Origin of the sequence: Micromonospora sp. WMMB482, assembly GCF_019038635.1 — a bacterium.
In the GTDB taxonomy this organism is placed as follows: Bacteria; Actinomycetota; Actinomycetes; order Mycobacteriales; family Micromonosporaceae; genus Micromonospora; species Micromonospora marina.
In genome coordinates this window covers 1-14,822 of sequence record NZ_JAHOPD010000030.1, presented here as the reverse complement: position 1 = coordinate 14,822, position 14,822 = coordinate 1, and the positions used below count along the sequence as shown (strand labels likewise).

Genomic DNA, 14,822 nt, shown 5'->3' with positions numbered 1-14,822 from the left:
TGCGGCCGCCGCGCGGTCCTGGCCGAGCAGCGGTACGGCGTGGAGTGTTACGTCGCCGCCCGGATCGCGCTGGACGCCGCTCCGGAGGAGCGCGAGGCGGCCGAGAACGACCTGACCCGGCAGTTGCGCGGGGTGCGGCTGGACCCGGACGACCAGGCGTGCGCGGCGGTGATCGCGGCCAGCCGGCGGCTGGCGCTGGCCCGGCAGGTGCACACCGACCTGGTCCGGGACGCCCGCTCGGCGCGGGGGCGTCGGTGGTACGGCTGTTCCGGATGGGGCGCGGGCGGCAGTGGCCGCGCTACTTCGACATCGACGACCCACGCTGGCCCCGCACGCGGACGTGACCACCGGCTGACGTACCGGCCGTGACCGGGGCCACACGGCAGGCCACCGGGGGTTCGATTGGCGCTCGGATCGGCGTCGCGCCGGTCGTAGCATTCCTGCGCAGTCACCTCCCCAGCACGCCGAGGAGCGATGTCCCGTGTCTGAATCCGCAGCCCCGACCACCGCCACCGCCGTCGGCACCGCCCGCGTCAAGCGCGGCATGGCCGAGATGCTCAAGGGCGGTGTGATCATGGACGTGGTCACCCCCGAGCAGGCGAAGATCGCCGAGGACGCCGGCGCGGTCGCCGTCATGGCCCTGGCGCGTGCCGGCCGACATCCGCGCGCAGGGCGGTGTTGTCCCGGATGAGCGACCCGGACATGATCGACGGCATCATCCAGGCCGTCTCGATCCCGGTGATGGCCAAGGCCCGCATCGGCCACTTCGTCGAGGCGCAGATCCTCCAGGCGCTCGGCGTCGACTACGTCGACGAGTCCGAGGTGCTGACCCCGGCCGACTACGCCAACCACATCGACAAGTGGGCGTTCACCGTCCCGTTCGTGTGCGGGGCGACGAACCTGGGTGAGGCGCTGCGCCGGATCACCGAGGGCGCCGCGATGATCCGTTCGAAGGGCGAGGCCGGCACCGGCGACGTCTCCAACGCCACCACGCACATGCGGCAGATCCGGCAGGAGATCCGCCGGCTCCAGTCGCTGCCCTCCGACGAGCTGTTCGTCGCGGCCAAGGAGCTGCAGGCCCCGTACGAGCTGGTCAAGGAGGTCGCCGAGCAGGGCAAGCTGCCGGTCGTGCTGTTCACCGCCGGTGGCATCGCGACCCCTGCGGACGCGGCCATGATGATGCAGCTCGGCGCGGAGGGCGTCTTCGTCGGCTCGGGCATCTTCAAGTCCGGCAACCCGGCCCAGCGGGCCGCCGCGATCGTCAAGGCGACCACGTTCCACGACGACCCGGACGTGCTCGCCAAGGTCTCCCGGGGGCTGGGCGAGGCGATGGTCGGCATCAACGTCGACGAGATCCCCCAGCCGCACCGCCTCGCCGAGCGCGGCTGGTGAATGTAAGGAGGGGCCCCCTGTTAACGCCTCCGGTAGAGGCGGGGCCCCCTTTTAACAACACCGCGGAAGGAGCATCGTGGCCGTACCGGTGATCGGCGTGCTCGCCCTTCAGGGCGACGTACGCGAGCACGTCGCGGCGCTGGCCGGGGCGGGCGCCGACGCCCGGCCGGTGCGGCGGCCGGGCGAGCTGGACGCGGTCGACGGCCTGGTGGTGCCCGGCGGCGAGTCGACCACGATCAGCAAGCTGGTCGACATCTTCGAGATGCGTGAGCCGATCGACAAGCGGATCGCCGCCGGCATGCCGGTCTACGGCTCCTGCGCCGGCCTGATCATGCTCGCCGCCGAGGTGCTGGACGGCCGCCCCGACCAGAGCGGTTTCGCCGGCGTCGACATGACGGTGCGGCGCAACGCATTCGGCCGCCAGGTCGACTCGTTCGAGGCGCCGGTGGCGCTCACCGGCGTCGACGGCGGGCCGTTCCACGCGGTGTTCATCAGGGCGCCCTGGGTCGAGCGCGTCGGCCCGGACGTGGAGGTGCTCGGCCGGGTGACCGAGGGCCCCGCCGCGGGCCGGATCGTCGCGGTGCGGCAGGGCAACCTGCTGGCCACGTCGTTCCACCCCGAGCTGACCGGTGACCTGCGCCTGCACCGCCATTTCGTGGAGCTGGTCCGGGCCGCGTCCTGACCGGACGACGCGCCGGGCGTCAGCCGGCGACGGCGCGCAGCCGACCGGGTCGCCGGCCGAGCAGCCGATCCAGGGCGGCCGCGGAGGCGGCGTCGGCGGGCAGGTGGACGACGACGCGCTGGTGCGCGGCGTCGGCGAGGTCCAGCGTCTCGTACGCCAGCCGCAGCGGACCGGCCTCCGGGTGCCGCAGCCCGCGTACACCGGTACGCGGTGCGGCTACCGGACGCCGCCGCCACCTGTCGGTGAACGGCGTGCCCGCGGTGCGGACCAGGCGCTCGGCGAAGGCGTCCGTGTCCGGGTCGCCCCGTCGCAGCCGGTGCAGCTCGGCGACCTGCTGGTCGGCCAGCTCCGCCCACTCGGGAAAGTGGTCGCGGGCGCGTTCGTCGGCGAACGTGAACCAGAGCAGATTCGGCCGGCTGCCGTCGAGCAGGCCCAGCGGACGGGCGAGCCGGTCGAACGCGTCGTTCCACGCCAGCACGTCGCTGAGCTGGTTGACGACGTACGCCGGGGTGTCCCGCAGCCCGTCGAGCACGGCCCGGACCGTCGGGCGGACGGTGCGCGCGACGGATGCCCGTTCGTGCGGGCACAACTGCCGGCTGTGGCCGACGGTCGCGAGCCGGTGCAGGTGGTCCCGGTCGGCGTCGTCGAGGAGCAGGGCGTCGGCGAGCGCCGCGAGGATCTCCGGCGAGGGCCGCGTGTCGCCCCCTGCTCCAGCCGGGTCAGGTACTCGACGCTCACCTGGGCCAGCGTCGCCAGCTCCGCCCGGCGCAGACCGGGCGTGCGGCGGCGCGGGCCCGGGGCAAGCCCCACGTCGGCCGGCGCAGCGCCTCCCGGCGGCTGCGCAGGAACGCCCCCAGCTCGCCGTCCATCATCGGCCCAGTCTCGCACCGCCGGCGCGTCTCCGGGTGGCCCCGGCGGGGCCACCCTCGCGCCGGTCTCCCGGTCCGCCGGTGGCCGGGCCGACGATCCTCGGCATGAGTACGACACAGAGGACAGGACCGGTCCGGATCGGTCTGATCGTCGGAAGCACCCGCCCGGGCCGTCGCGGCGCCGCAGTCGCCGGGTGGGCCGCGCAGGTGTGCTCCCGGCACCCGGCGGTGCGCGCCGGGTCGGCGGAGATCGAGGTGATCGATCTGGCGGAGCAGGCGTTGCCGCTGCTCGACGAGCCGGTGCCGGCGATGTTCGGCGACTACCGGCAGGCGCACACCCGGCGGTGGAGCGCGGTCGTGGCCGCCTGCGACGCGTTCGTCTTTGTCACCCCGGAGTACAACCATTCGATTCCCGCCGCACTGAAGAACGCCGTGGACTACCTGTACGCGGAGTGGAACGACAAGGTGGCCGGACTGCTCGGCTACGGCGTGCAGGGCGGCCTCCGGGCCACCGACCACCTGCGGTTGATCCTGGCCGAGGTGCATGTGGTGGTCGTACCCACGGCGGTCTCCGTGCCGATCTTCACCGACTTCGACTTCTCCGGGTCGGATCCGGGTGATCCCACCGCGCCCGGCATCCTGATGCCCGGTGCGGATCGGGAGGAGTCGTTCTCGGCCATGCTGACCGAGATCCTGACCTGGTCGGCGGCTCTGCGCACCGCTGTCCCCGCCGCGGATGGCAGCCCGGAGCTGGTGGGATGAGCATGGAGATGATCCTGATCCGCTACCGGGTCCGCCCCGAGCGCCTGACCGAGCATCTGCGCCTGCTGCGCGACGTCCACGACGAGCTGGCGCGGCTGCGGCCGTCCGGGCTGCGCTACGTCTCCTACCGGCTCGACGACGAACGGAGCTTCGTCGAGGTGGCCAGGGCGCCGGAGCTGCCCGGGCCGCTGCCCGGGATGCAGTCGTTCCGGCGCTACCGGGCGGGTCTGGAGGAGCGCTGCGAGGAGCGCGAGACGTTCGAGCCGACAGTGGCGCTGTCGTACGGCTTCGGCGAATGAGTGGCCGGTCCGTCCCGGGCCGTGCCGGTTCGGGCGGCCTGGGACGGACCGGTGCCGTGCGGTGCGTGACAGTCACCCGCCGGCCGCCGGTAGGATTGCCAGGATTCGGCAGGGCCATCAGCCCGCCGGCTCCCAGCGAAGATCACGGCACCTCGACGTGCGCCGGCGGGGGAGCGGGGCGTGTGCGGTGCGGTCGATGCAGACGGCGGGTAGCAACGGAGGTAACAGATGTCCGGCACTCAAAGTGGGCGACGACCAAGCACAAGAAGGCGGTCATCGACGCCAAGCGCGGCAAGATGTTCGCCAAGCTGATCAAGAACGTCGAGGTGGCGGCCCGTACCGGCGGCGGCGACCCGGCCGGCAACCCGACGCTCTACGACGCCATCCAGAAGGCGAAGAAGAACTCGGTTCCGAACGACAACATCGACCGCGCGGTCAAGCGCGGCTCCGGCCTGGAGGCCGGCGGCGCCGACTGGCAGACGATCATGTACGAGGGTTACGGCCCCAACGGCGTGGCGATGCTGATCGAGTGCCTCACCGACAACCGCAACCGTGCCGCCACCGAGGTGCGTACCGCGCTGACCCGCAACGGCGGCTCGCTGGCCGACGCCGGCTCCGTGTCGTACATGTTCTCCCGCAAGGGCGTGGTTCTCGTCCCCAAGACCGGCACCAGCGAGGACGACGTGATGATGGCCGTGCTCGACGCGGGTGCGGAGGAGGTCAACGACCTCGGCGAGGCGTACGAGGTGGTCTCCGAGCCGGGTGACCTGGTCGCGGTCCGCAGCGCGCTCCAGGACGCCGGCATCGAGTACGAGTCGGCCGAGTCCTCCCTCATCCCCAGCGTGAACGTGCCGCTGGACGAGGAGGGCGCGCGCAAGATCTTCAAGCTGATCGACGTGCTGGAGGACTGCGACGACGTGCAGAACGTCTACGCCAACTTCGACGTGTCCGACGAGGTCATGGCCGCCGTCGGCTGACCCCGCCCGACGTGCCGGGCGCCGGCCCCCCGATCACGGGTGGCCGGCGCTCGGCGTATCGCGGCATCAGCCGATCGGCTCGCGCTGCCGCCACGCCGTGCGGACCGAGGTCCGGCCGTTGGTGCGCAGCAGCGAGCCCTCGTAGATCCGCGCCCCGGCGAGCAGGAACCCGGCCGCCGTGAGCAGCAGCAGCGCCAGCGACACGATCGGCTCCCACGGCGCCGCGTCGCCGGTGAACAGCCGCACCGGCATCGCGGTCGGCGACGAGAACGGCAGGTACGACAGGATCCGCATCGCGGTGGCGTTGTCGTTGAGGAACACCACCGCGAAGAACGGCGCCATCACCGCGAGCTGCACCGGGGTGGACGCTCCGGCGATGTCCTCCTGCCGGTTCACCAGCGCCCCGGCGGCCGCCCACATGGCCGCGAGCAGCAGGAAACCGCACAGGAAGTACGGCACGAACCAGCCGACGGCCGGTGCGATCAGGCCCAGCAGGTCGCCGCCGCCGGTCAGGCGCATCCCGATCAGCGCGGCGGCCGCGATCAGGGCGATCTGTCCCAGCGCCAGCGCGCCCGCGGCGAGGATCTTGCGGCCAGCAGCGCGCGGGCCGGCACGGCTGCGACCAGGATCTCCACGATTCGGGTCTGCTTCTCCTCGGTGACGCTCTGCGCGATCTGCATCCCGAACGTCTGGGACATGAAGAAGAAGACGAACGCGAAGGCGAACGGCACCAGGTACGCGACGAGCGGGTCCACCGCGTCCGGGTCCAGCAGCTTGACCTGCGGGGCCGCGCTGAGCGCGGTGACCACGTCGTCCGGGGCCCGCTCGTCGGCGACCACGACCGGACCGGCCACCACCGCGGCGTCCGCGTCACCGTCGCGTACCGCCTGCTCGGCAGCGCCGTCGTCGGCGACCAGCATGACGTCCAGCCCGGCCGCGCGCAGCGGTTCGGCGCCGGCCGCGGTCACCGCCACCGTGGACGGACCGCTGTTCAGCATCGCCGGCGCCACTGTGGCGACGACGGCGAGCAGCAGGAAGATCAGCGTGCTGTAGAGGAACGTCTTGTCGCGGAGTTTGACCTTGATCTCGCGGGCGGCGACCAGCGGGTGGCCTGAAGCGTGTTCACTGGTTGACCTCTCGGAAGATCTCGGCCAGGGACGGGGTGACCGGGCCGAACGCGCGCACCGGTCCGCGGGCCAGGGCCGCGCGCAGCACCGACTGGTCGTCGGCGGGCGGGTCCAGGTCGAACACGGCGCGCGCGCCGTCGAGGTCGACCAGCCGCACGCCGGGCTGGTCCCGCAGCCAGCCGGCGTCGCCGTCGACCACGAGCGAGAAGCGGGGCAGGGTGTACGCGGCGCGCAACTCCTCGCGGGCGCCCGCGGCCCGGATCGTCCCGTCCGCGATGAGCACCAGGTCGTCGCAGAGCCGTTCCACCACGTCGAGCTGGTGGCTGGAGAACAGCACCGGCGCGCCGGCGGCGGCGCGTTCCCGCAGCACCGCCACCACCATGTCGACGGCGAGCGGGTCGAGTCCGGAGAACGGCTCGTCCAGGATCAGCACCTCCGGGTCGTGCACCAGCGCGGCGGCGATCTGCGCGCGCTGCTGGTTGCCCAGCGACAGCGTCTCCAGCAGGTCGTCGGCCCGCTCGCCGAGGCCGACCCGCTCCATCAGCGCGTCGGTACGCCGGCGCGCCCCGGCGGCGTCCAGCCCGTACAGGCGGCCGAGGTGGACCACCTGCTCGCGGGGCGTCATCTTCGGGTAGAGGCCGCGTTCCTCCGGCATGTAGCCGAACCGGGCCCGGGCCTCGCGCGCGAGCGGCCGCCCCCGCCACGTCACCTGCCCGGCGTCCGGGGCGAGCACGCCGAGGATGATCCGCATGGTGGTGGTCTTGCCGGCGCCGTTGCCGCCGACGAATCCGGTCATGCGCCCGGCGGTCACGTCGAAGGAGACGTCCTTGAGCACCTGACGGTCGCCGAAGCTGCGGTCGACGCCGTCGAGGCGGAGCACGCTGGTCATGATGCCGACGCTACGGCCGGCCCTCGCGCCCGTCGTCCCACCACGGGGCGATCACGGGGTCCGTCGCGCGGTGGACGGGCGTCATCCGCCGGGTCGCACCACCCCGTGCTCGTACGCGAACACCACCGCCTGCACCCGGTCGCGCAGCCCGAGTTTGGCCAGCACCCGGCTGACGTGGGTCTTCACCGTCGCCTCGCCGACGCACAGGACGCCCGCGATCTCGGCGTTGCTGGCCCCGCGCGCGACCAGCTCCAGCACCTCCCGCTCGCGCGGGGTCAGGTCGGCAGTGGCCGCGTCGTGCCGGGGTCCGGTGGTACCGCCCCGGGACGGGCGAACGTGGAGATCACCCGCCGGGTGAGCGCCGGCGCGATCAGCCCTTCGCCGCGCGCCACCACCCGGACCGCCTCGATCAGGTCCTCCGGGGTGCGTTCTTGAGCAGGAAGCCGCTCGCCCCGGCGCGTAACGCGGCGAAGAGATAGTCGTCCCGGTCGAACGTGGTGAGGATCAGCACCGCCGGCCCGCCCGGCGTCGCGTCCCCGGTGATCCGGCGGGTGGCCTCCAGCCCGTCGAGCACCGGCATCTCCACGTCCATCAGCACCACGTCCGGCCGCAGGGCGGCCGCCATCGACACGGCGCGCTGCCCGTCGGCGGCCTCGCCGACCACCTCGATGTCGTCCTCGACCTCCAGGATCACCCGGAAACCGGTCCGGACCAGGTGCTGGTCGTCGACGAGCAGCACCCGCACCGGCGCGCTCACACCGTCCGCCCGGCGGCCTCGACGGGCAGCGGCATGCGGGCCCGGACCGGAACCCGCCGCCGGGACGCGCCCGGCCTCCACCTCACCGCCGTGCGCGGCGACCCGCTCCCGCATGCCGATCAGGCCCAGCCCGTCCCCGGCTGCGGGTACGCCCCCGTGTCCGTCGTCGCTCACGTCGATCTCCAGTTCCCTCGCCAGGTAGCGGATCCGCACGTCCAGCGTGGTGGCGTGGGCGTGCTTGACCGCGTTCGTCACCGCCTCCTGCACGATCCGGTACGCCGCCTGCGACACCGAGCGGGGCAGCGGCGCCGGTCCCCGTACACCCCGAGGTCGGCGGCCCGCAGCCCGGTGTCCGCGGCTACACCAAGCGGTACGCCGGGCCCGGCGGCTGATCTACCTGGAGGACCAGTACCTCTGGTCGACGAGGTGGCGGAGTTGTTCGCGCAGGCACTGCACGAGCATCCGGACCTGCACCTGGTGGCGGTCGTGCCCCGGCACCCCGACGTGGACGGCCGGCTCGCGCTGCCGCCGAACATGGTCGGCCGGGAGCAGGCGCTGTCGCTGTGGCCACGGGCCGCGCCGGAGCGGGTGCACGTCTTCGACGTGGAGAACCACGACGGCACGCCGGTGTACGTGCACGCCAAGGTCTGCGTGGTGGACGACGTCTGGGCCAGCGTGGGCAGCGACAACTTCAACCGCCGGTCCTGGACGCACGACAGCGAGCTGTCCTGCGCGGTGCTCGACGACCCCGCGACGAACGGGCGCCGGTCGACCCGGCCGGGCTGGGCGACGGCGCCCGGGTGTTCGCCCGCGACCTGCGGCTGCGGCTGTGGCGCGAGCACCTGGACCGCGATCCCGGCGGCGCGCAGGACGACGACCTGCTGGACCCGGCGGACGCGGTGGCGGCGATCACCGCGGCGGCCGACGAGCTGGACGGCTGGCACGCCGGGGGCCGGGCCGGTCCCCGTCCGCCGGGCCGGTTGCGGCCGCACCGCCCGGCGCGGCTGCCCTGGCATACGCGGCTCTGGGCGCTGCCCGCGTACCGGCTGGTCTACGACCCGGACGGCAGGCCGCTACGGGCCCGGCGGGCCGGCACCTGGTGAAGGTCCGCCACCTCGTGCGGCACGTCCGGGCGGGCCGGGTACGCGAACGAGACCCGCGGCGAGTAGAAGCCCCAGCAGACGTGCAGCGGGTTGGCCGGCCGCAGCGCGTGGACCGGGTGCTCCGGCACCGGGAACTCCACCGACTCGACCTCGAACGGTGACACCGGCTCCGCCACGTACGGGTAGTCGGTGACGATCAGCTCGCCGTCGTGGCGGGTGAGGTAGCGGTGGTGGCCGTAGTGCGCCTCGGTGCCGGTGTGCCCGACCCGGGCGGTGACCCGGATCAACAGCGTGCCGTCGGCGGCCCGGGTCTCGGCGATGAGCTGGTCGCCCCGCAGGTCGAGGCGGGTCTCTCCAATCGCGGCCGGTACGCCCCGTGCGGCGGCGTACCGCCGGACCCGCTCGCTGGAGGCGAGGTAGTGCGTCCACCAGCCGCCCGGCGTCTCGCCGTCGGGCGGGTCCATGTCCGCCAGTGAGACTCCCAGGTAGGTCAGCGAGTACGCCCCGAAGCCCGAGGTCTGCGTCTCGTCGTCGACCACGTACTGGTTGACGAAGACCTGTCGCTGCGGGTGCGGGCGCAGGCCCGCGGGCAGCAGTGTGTCGACCGCGCCGGGGTCCGCCGGGAGCCAGCTGAACAGCAGTGTCCGGGCGTTGATGACGAGTTGTGGCGCGGCGGGATCCAGCACGGTGCCTCCGTTGACGTGTCGCTACGGACGCTACGGGCGGTCCCGTCGGCGGGACAACGACAGAAAGGCGACACTTCGCCCACCTGTCGGATTCCACGTTGACCGGTCGGGGTACGACCCGGGCCGACCGGTCAGCGTCATTCGCCACCCCGCCGAGCGCGATATCAACCGGCTCACGTTTTTTCTGGCTGCTTACACCTTAAGTACATCGTACTTTCGGCTAGATTTCCGCAGGACGATCGGGCTATGGTGACTTCCGAACGTACGACCGACATCTAAACCTGAGCGTCACGTCTTTTTTCTTCCGTGGACGAGGTGCAGGGAGGACCAGTAATGACCGCTCCCACGATCAGCGCCCCGGCGACCACGCCGGCCGCCTCCGCGAAGCTCGACCCCCGCTCGCTCACCGACAGCGCCGCCGACCTGCTCGCGGCGATGGCCGCGCTGCCCGCCGACCACCCGTCGCGGCCGGCGCTGCGCGACCGCGCCATCGAGGCGTGGCTGCCGCTGGCGAACCACCTGGCCCACCGCTACAGCGGCCGGGGCGAGCCCAACGACGACCTGGCGCAGACTGCCGCGATCGGCCTGATCAAGGCGATCGACAAGTTCGACCCGTCGCGCGGCGTCGACTTCGCCGGCTACGCCATCCCCACCATCATCGGCGAGCTGAAGCGCCACTTCCGCGACCGCACCTGGGACATCCGGGTGCCCCGCCGGCTCCAGGAGCTGCGCCTGGCGATCTCCGACGCCAACAGCACGTTGCTCCAGACGCTCGGCCGCTCGCCGACTGTCGCCGACATCGCCGCCCACCTCAAGCTCACCGAGGAGGAGGTGCTGGAGGGCCTGGAGGGCGCCCGCGCGTACAACGCGGTGTCGCTGTCCACCCCGACCGGCGACGGCGAGCGGGCCACCGAGCTGGGCGACCTGCTCGGCGGCGAGGACGGCGAGTTCGAGCTGGCCGAGATGCGGGTGGCCCTCAGCCCGGCGCTCGCCACGCTCGACCAGCGCGAGCAGAAGATCCTCACGCTGCGCTTCTACGGCAACCTGACCCAGTCGCAGATCGCCGAGCAGATCGGCGTCTCGCAGATGCACGTGTCCCGGCTCCTGGCCGGGCCCTCACCAAGCTGCGCGGGCAGCTCGACGGAACGTACTAGCAAGGAGGGCGGCGGCCGGGTCGGCGGACCGGGCGCGGCGGCCCACCCGGCCCGGTCGGCGGTGCGCCGGCCGGGCCGTTCCACGTCCCGGGGGGTGACGCGGACCGTCCGGCGGCGCGGTGCGAGAGTGGGCCGGTGCTCGCCGACATCCCGCTCGACCTGCCGGTGCGCCCGGTCCTGCCGGCGCTCGTCGGCGCGCTGCGCGAGCGCGGCGCCGCCGTCCTGGTGGCGCCGCCGGGTACCGGCAAGACCACCACCGCGCCGCTCGCCGTCGCCGACGCGGTCACCGGCCGCGTGGTGATCGCCCAGCCACGGCGGGTCGCCGCCCGCGCCGCCGCGCACCGGATGGCCGCCCTGCTCGGCGAGCGGGTCGGCGACCGGATCGGGTACGCGGTGCGCGGCGAGCGCCGGGCCGGACCACGTACCCGGGTCGAGGTGGTGACCACCGGCCTGCTGGTCCGCCGCCTGCACCACGACCCGAGCTGCCGGCGTGGGCGCGGTCCTGCTCGACGAGTGCCACGAACGGCACCTCGACGCCGACCTGGCGCTGGCGTTCAGCGTCGAGGCCCGCGCGACGCTGCGCCCGGACCTGTGGCTGCTGGCGATGTCGGCCACTCCGCGGACGGACCGCTTCGCCGCGCTGCTCGGCACCGGCGGTCCCGCCCCCGTGGTACGCGTCGAGGCAGCGCTGCACCCGGTCGAGCGGGTGTGGGCACCACCGCCGCGCCCGGTGACGCCGCCCGGCGCCGGCGGGTCGATCCGGCGCTGCTCGACCACGTGGCCGCCACCGTGCGCCGGGCGCTGCGCGAACGCGACGGCGACGTGCTCGTCTTCCTGCCCGGCGCGGGTGAGATCGCCGCCGTCGCGGGCCGCCTGGCCGGCCTGCGCGAGGTCGCGGTGCTGCCGTTGCACGGACGGCTGCCGGGGCCCGCCAGGACGCGGCGCTCACCCCGGCCGCCGGGCGGCGCGTGGTGCTCGCGACAGCGGTGGCGGAGAGCAGCCTGACCGTCCCCGGCGTACGGGTGGTGGTGGACGCCGGCTGAGCCGGGTGCCCCGCACCGACCTGGCCCGAGGGCTGGGCGCGCTGGTGACCGTGCCGGTGTCGCGGGCGGGCGCCACCCAGCGCGCCGGCCGGGCCGGACGACAGGCCCCGGCGGCCGTGTCGAGCACCGCGGCGGCGCCGGAGCGACCAGGCGTCGGCGCGGTGCGCCGGCCGGCGACCTCTCCGCCGCGGTGACCAGGGCGCGGTGGTCTTGGTGGCCGCCGATGTCGAGTGCGGCGACCAGACCGGTCGTGCTCACCTCGGGCATGGTCAGAGCAGCCCGGCCAGTTCCAGCTGGGTACGCACGCGGCCCGTCTCAGCGGCGTCCAGCGCCGCAGCGGCAGCGACACCGCGTTGCCGGCGATGACGCCGAGCAGCGCCAGGGCGGTCTTGAACGCGCCGACGCCCCGGGTGGCGCCCGCCGAGGTGGCCGGGTCGGCGGCGTCGACGATGCGGAACAGCCGGGTCAGGCGGTCCTGCTCCCGCCGGGCGGCGGCCCAGTCGCCCGCCATGCAGGCGCGGTGCAGCCGTACGTAACCGGCCGGGTCCACGTTGCCCAGTCCGGGCACCGAGCCGGACCCGCCCGCGAGCATCATCGCGTCGACCACCACCTCGTGGCCGTGAGCAGGCTGAAGTCGCGCTCCGGCGCGCGCTCGGCAATGGCCAGCGCGAGCTGGCGGAACGCGACGTCGTCGCCGCTGGAGTCCTTGACGCCGGCCAGCACACCCTCGGCGGCGAGCCGGGTCAGCAGGTCCACGGAGAGCTTGCTGTGCACACAGACCGGGATGTCGTACGCCAGCAGTGGAAGCTCGACCGCCGCGGCGACGGCGCGGAAGTGCCGCTCGATCTCGTGCGGGCCGACGATGGCGTAGAACGGCGCGGTCACGACCAGGCCGTCCGCGCCCAGCCGGGTGGACGCCTCGGCCCGCTCCACGACCCGCCGGGTGGTGGGCTCGATGCAACCGGCGATGACCGGCACGGCGCTGCCGGCGGTCTTCACGATGGTCTCCAGGGCCAGGTCCCGCTGCCGTCGGTGAGGAAGACCGTCTCGCCGGAGCTGCCGAGGGCGAAGATGCCGTCGACACCGGCGTCGAGCAGCCACTCGACCAGCCGTTCCAGGGAGTGGACGTCGACCTCACCCTCCTCGGTCAAGGGGGTCACGGCCGGCGGCACGACTCCGGCGAACCGCGGGGCGGGGGTGGTCACAGGTTCTCCTCGACAGACTCAGATGCGGTGCGGCCGGTCGCCGGGGTGGCGAGCGCGACCAGTTCGGTGTTCGCGGTCCCGGCGGGCACCGGGTGGTGGCAGCGGAACTCGTGGCCCTCGCCCTCGGCGGGGCGCGGCGCCGGCATGTCCACGGCGCAGCCGTCGGTGGCGGCCCAGCAGCGGGTCCGGAACGGGCAGCCGCTCGGCGGGCGAGTGGCCGACGGACGGGCCGACCAGCGGAATGGGTTCGATCGGTGACAGCAGGCCCGGCGTGGCCGAGAACAACGCCCGGGTGTACGGGTGCCGGCCGCCCTCGGGCAGCAGGCCGGCGGGCGTCTGCTCGACGACGCGGCCCAGGTACATGGTGACGACCCGGTCGCTGACCCGCTTGACGGTCTGGATGTCGTGCGAGACCAGCACCATGGCCAGCCCGAGCCGGTCCTTGAGGTCCAGCAGCAGGTTGAGGATCTGGGCCCGCACCGACACGTCGAGCGCGCTGGTCGGCTCGTCGGCGATGACCAGCCCCGTTTCCAGGGCCAGCGCGCGGGCGATGGACACCCGCTGGCGCTGGCCGCCGGAGAGCTGGCTGGGCAGCACGTCGGCGACCGAGCGCGGCAGGCCCACCAGGGCCATCAGCTCGGCCACCCGCTGCTCGCGCTGCTGCCGGGTGCCCCGGCGGTGCACGTCGAGCGGGTCGCGCAGGATGTCGCGTACCGGCATCCGGCGGTTCAGCGAGGTGGCCGGATCCTGGAAGATCATGCCGACGCCCGCGCCGATGTGCTCGCGCCGCTCGGCGGCGCTCATCGACCACACGTCCTTGCCGGCGAACGACACCGTGCCGGCGGTCGGCCGTTGCAGGCCCACGAGCACCTTGGCCAGCGTGGACTTGCCGCAGCCGGACTCGCCGACGATGCCGACCGTCTCGCCGGACCGGATCACCAGGTCGGCGCCGGTGAGCGCGTAGACCTTCTCCCGGCTGAACATGCCGCCGCCGCGCGAGGCGTGCACCACGTGCACGTCGCTCAGCTCGGCGATCGGCCGGTGCTCGGCGGTGCGCTCATCGGGCCGGCTCCTTCTCGCTGACGGTGACGGCGGGTGGTGGCAGGCGTACCCGTGGCCGTCCGTGCCCTCCAGGGCGGGCGCGGTGTCCCGGCAGATCCCGGTCGCCATCGGGCAGCGGTCGGAGAACCGGCAGCCCTTCGGGAAGTCGGCCGGTGACGGCACCACGCCGCGGATCTGGGTGAGCCGTTCCGCCCCGGCTCCAGGGACAGGACGGAACCGAGCAGCCCGCGCGCGTAGTGGTGGGCGGGCGCCTCCATCACGTCGGCGGTCACGCCGGTCTCCACGATCTGCCCGCCATACATGACCACGACCCGGTCGCAGACGTCGCTGACCAGGGCGAGGTCGTGGCTGACCAGGATGAGGGCGAAGCCGAGCCGCTCGCGCAGGTCCAGCAGCAGCTTCATCACCTGGGCCTGCACGGTGACGTCGAGCGCCGTGGTCGGCTCGTCGGCGATGATCAGCTTCGGGTCGCGGGACAGGGCCATGGCGATCACCACGCGCTGCCGCTGCCCGCCGGACAGCTCGTGCGGGTACGCGGCGAGCGTGCGCCGCGGGTCCAGCCCGACCAGCCGCATCAGCTCCTCGGCCGAGCGGGTGCCGCCACGGCGGATCATCTGGGCGAGCTGGGCGCCGACGCGCAGCGCCGGGTTCAGCGCCGACAGCGCGTCCTGGTAGACCATCGCGATCTCGCGGCCCATCAGGGCCCGGCGGCCCTTGGCGTTCAGCTTCAGCAGGTCCGTGTCCTGGAAGCGGATCCCGCCGCGTACCCGGGCGCCCTCCGCAGCAGACCCATCACGGCCAGGACGCTGAGCGAC

The 14,822-nt window shown here is 73.6% G+C and carries 12 protein-coding genes and 9 pseudogenes; 10 read left to right on the top strand and 11 right to left on the bottom strand.

Features of this window, described 5'->3' with window-relative positions:
* The 3 genes and pseudogenes from KSK32_RS32655 to pdxT form a co-directional block, all read left to right on the top strand.
* A pseudogene (locus KSK32_RS32655) lies at window positions 1-355 on the top strand (hypothetical protein); the annotation flags it as partial.
* 189 nt (window positions 356-544) lie between these two features.
* Window positions 545-1,392 (top strand): annotated as a pseudogene (gene pdxS / locus KSK32_RS32650) (pyridoxal 5'-phosphate synthase lyase subunit PdxS).
* A gap of 76 nt (window positions 1,393-1,468) precedes the next feature.
* Complete coding sequence (pdxT, locus tag KSK32_RS32645; protein ID WP_216933044.1) at window positions 1,469-2,074, top strand: pyridoxal 5'-phosphate synthase glutaminase subunit PdxT; 606 nt, start codon at window positions 1,469-1,471, stop codon at window positions 2,072-2,074.
* A 19-nt stretch (window positions 2,075-2,093) separates the two neighbouring features.
* On the opposite strand, the gene KSK32_RS32640 is transcribed toward pdxT, so the two are convergent.
* Together KSK32_RS32640 and KSK32_RS33920 are read right to left on the bottom strand one after the other, a co-directional pair.
* Complete coding sequence (locus KSK32_RS32640; RefSeq protein WP_308163833.1) at window positions 2,094-2,606, bottom strand: hypothetical protein; 513 nt, start codon at window positions 2,604-2,606, stop codon at window positions 2,094-2,096.
* A gap of 202 nt (window positions 2,607-2,808) precedes the next feature.
* Entirely contained in the window at window positions 2,809-2,946 is a 138-nt protein-coding gene (locus KSK32_RS33920; RefSeq protein WP_254188933.1) for a hypothetical protein, read from the bottom strand.
* Window positions 2,947-3,048: 102 nt separating this feature from the next.
* On the opposite strand from KSK32_RS33920, the gene KSK32_RS32635 reads away from it, so the two are divergent.
* From KSK32_RS32635 to KSK32_RS32625, 3 genes are all read left to right on the top strand, one after another.
* The gene (locus tag KSK32_RS32635) at window positions 3,049-3,705 is read left to right on the top strand and encodes an NADPH-dependent FMN reductase (protein ID WP_216933046.1); all 657 of its coding nucleotides are present in this window, start codon (window positions 3,049-3,051) and stop codon (window positions 3,703-3,705) included.
* Window positions 3,702-4,004, top strand: coding sequence for a hypothetical protein (locus KSK32_RS32630; RefSeq protein ID WP_216933047.1), 303 nt, complete (start codon window positions 3,702-3,704; stop codon window positions 4,002-4,004). The genes KSK32_RS32635 and KSK32_RS32630 overlap by 4 nt, the downstream gene beginning before the upstream one ends.
* A 182-nt stretch (window positions 4,005-4,186) precedes the next feature.
* On the top strand, window positions 4,187-4,981 hold the full coding sequence (locus tag KSK32_RS32625; RefSeq protein WP_216936572.1) for a YebC/PmpR family DNA-binding transcriptional regulator: 795 nt from the start codon (window positions 4,187-4,189) through the stop codon (window positions 4,979-4,981).
* Between the two features lie 66 nt (window positions 4,982-5,047).
* Here KSK32_RS32625 and KSK32_RS32620 read toward each other — a convergent pair.
* The 4 genes and pseudogenes from KSK32_RS32620 to KSK32_RS34740 all read right to left on the bottom strand — a co-directional run.
* Window positions 5,048-6,107: pseudogene (locus tag KSK32_RS32620) on the bottom strand (ABC transporter permease).
* Window positions 6,104-6,997, bottom strand: coding sequence for an ABC transporter ATP-binding protein (locus KSK32_RS32615; protein ID WP_216933050.1), 894 nt, complete (start codon window positions 6,995-6,997; stop codon window positions 6,104-6,106). Before KSK32_RS32615 ends, KSK32_RS32620 begins: the two are co-directional and overlap by 4 nt.
* A gap of 81 nt (window positions 6,998-7,078) precedes the next feature.
* A pseudogene (locus tag KSK32_RS32610) lies at window positions 7,079-7,754 on the bottom strand (response regulator).
* 114 nt (window positions 7,755-7,868) lie between these two features.
* Window positions 7,869-8,009, bottom strand: a pseudogene (locus KSK32_RS34740) (sensor histidine kinase); the annotation flags it as partial.
* A gap of 279 nt (window positions 8,010-8,288) precedes the next feature.
* Between KSK32_RS34740 and KSK32_RS35075 the strand changes: the two are divergent.
* A pseudogene (locus tag KSK32_RS35075) lies at window positions 8,289-8,444 on the top strand (phospholipase); the annotation flags it as partial.
* A 110-nt stretch (window positions 8,445-8,554) separates the two neighbouring features.
* A complete protein-coding gene (locus tag KSK32_RS35070) occupies window positions 8,555-8,857 on the top strand; it encodes a hypothetical protein (RefSeq protein WP_254188932.1) in 303 nt (100 codons plus the stop codon).
* Here the strand turns inward: KSK32_RS35070 and KSK32_RS32595 are convergent.
* Entirely contained in the window at window positions 8,806-9,543 is a 738-nt protein-coding gene (locus tag KSK32_RS32595; RefSeq protein WP_216932989.1) for a hypothetical protein, read from the bottom strand. The two genes, KSK32_RS35070 and KSK32_RS32595, sit on opposite strands and share 52 nt — an antisense overlap.
* 333 nt (window positions 9,544-9,876) lie before the next feature.
* Between KSK32_RS32595 and KSK32_RS32590 the strand changes: the two are divergent.
* Both KSK32_RS32590 and KSK32_RS32585 read left to right on the top strand, forming a co-directional pair.
* Window positions 9,877-10,697: pseudogene (locus KSK32_RS32590) on the top strand (SigB/SigF/SigG family RNA polymerase sigma factor).
* 135 nt (window positions 10,698-10,832) lie between these two features.
* Window positions 10,833-11,859, top strand: a pseudogene (locus KSK32_RS32585) (helicase-related protein); the annotation flags it as partial.
* Window positions 11,860-12,331: 472 nt separating this feature from the next.
* Here KSK32_RS32585 and KSK32_RS33905 read toward each other — a convergent pair.
* From KSK32_RS33905 to KSK32_RS33895, 4 genes and pseudogenes are all read right to left on the bottom strand, one after another.
* On the bottom strand, window positions 12,332-12,739 hold the full coding sequence (locus KSK32_RS33905) for a dihydrodipicolinate synthase family protein (protein WP_308163832.1): 408 nt from the start codon (window positions 12,737-12,739) through the stop codon (window positions 12,332-12,334).
* Window positions 12,736-12,945 (bottom strand): dihydrodipicolinate synthase family protein, encoded by a 210-nt coding sequence (locus tag KSK32_RS33900; RefSeq protein ID WP_308163830.1) that lies wholly within the window; start codon window positions 12,943-12,945, stop codon window positions 12,736-12,738. The genes KSK32_RS33905 and KSK32_RS33900 overlap by 4 nt, the downstream gene beginning before the upstream one ends.
* Window positions 12,946-12,963: 18 nt before the next feature.
* The gene (locus KSK32_RS32570) at window positions 12,964-14,169 is read right to left on the bottom strand and encodes an oligopeptide/dipeptide ABC transporter ATP-binding protein (RefSeq protein WP_308163834.1); all 1,206 of its coding nucleotides are present in this window, start codon (window positions 14,167-14,169) and stop codon (window positions 12,964-12,966) included.
* 332 nt (window positions 14,170-14,501) lie between these two features.
* A pseudogene (locus KSK32_RS33895) lies at window positions 14,502-14,732 on the bottom strand (ATP-binding cassette domain-containing protein); the annotation flags it as partial.
* Between the last annotated feature and the right edge of the window lie 90 nt (window positions 14,733-14,822).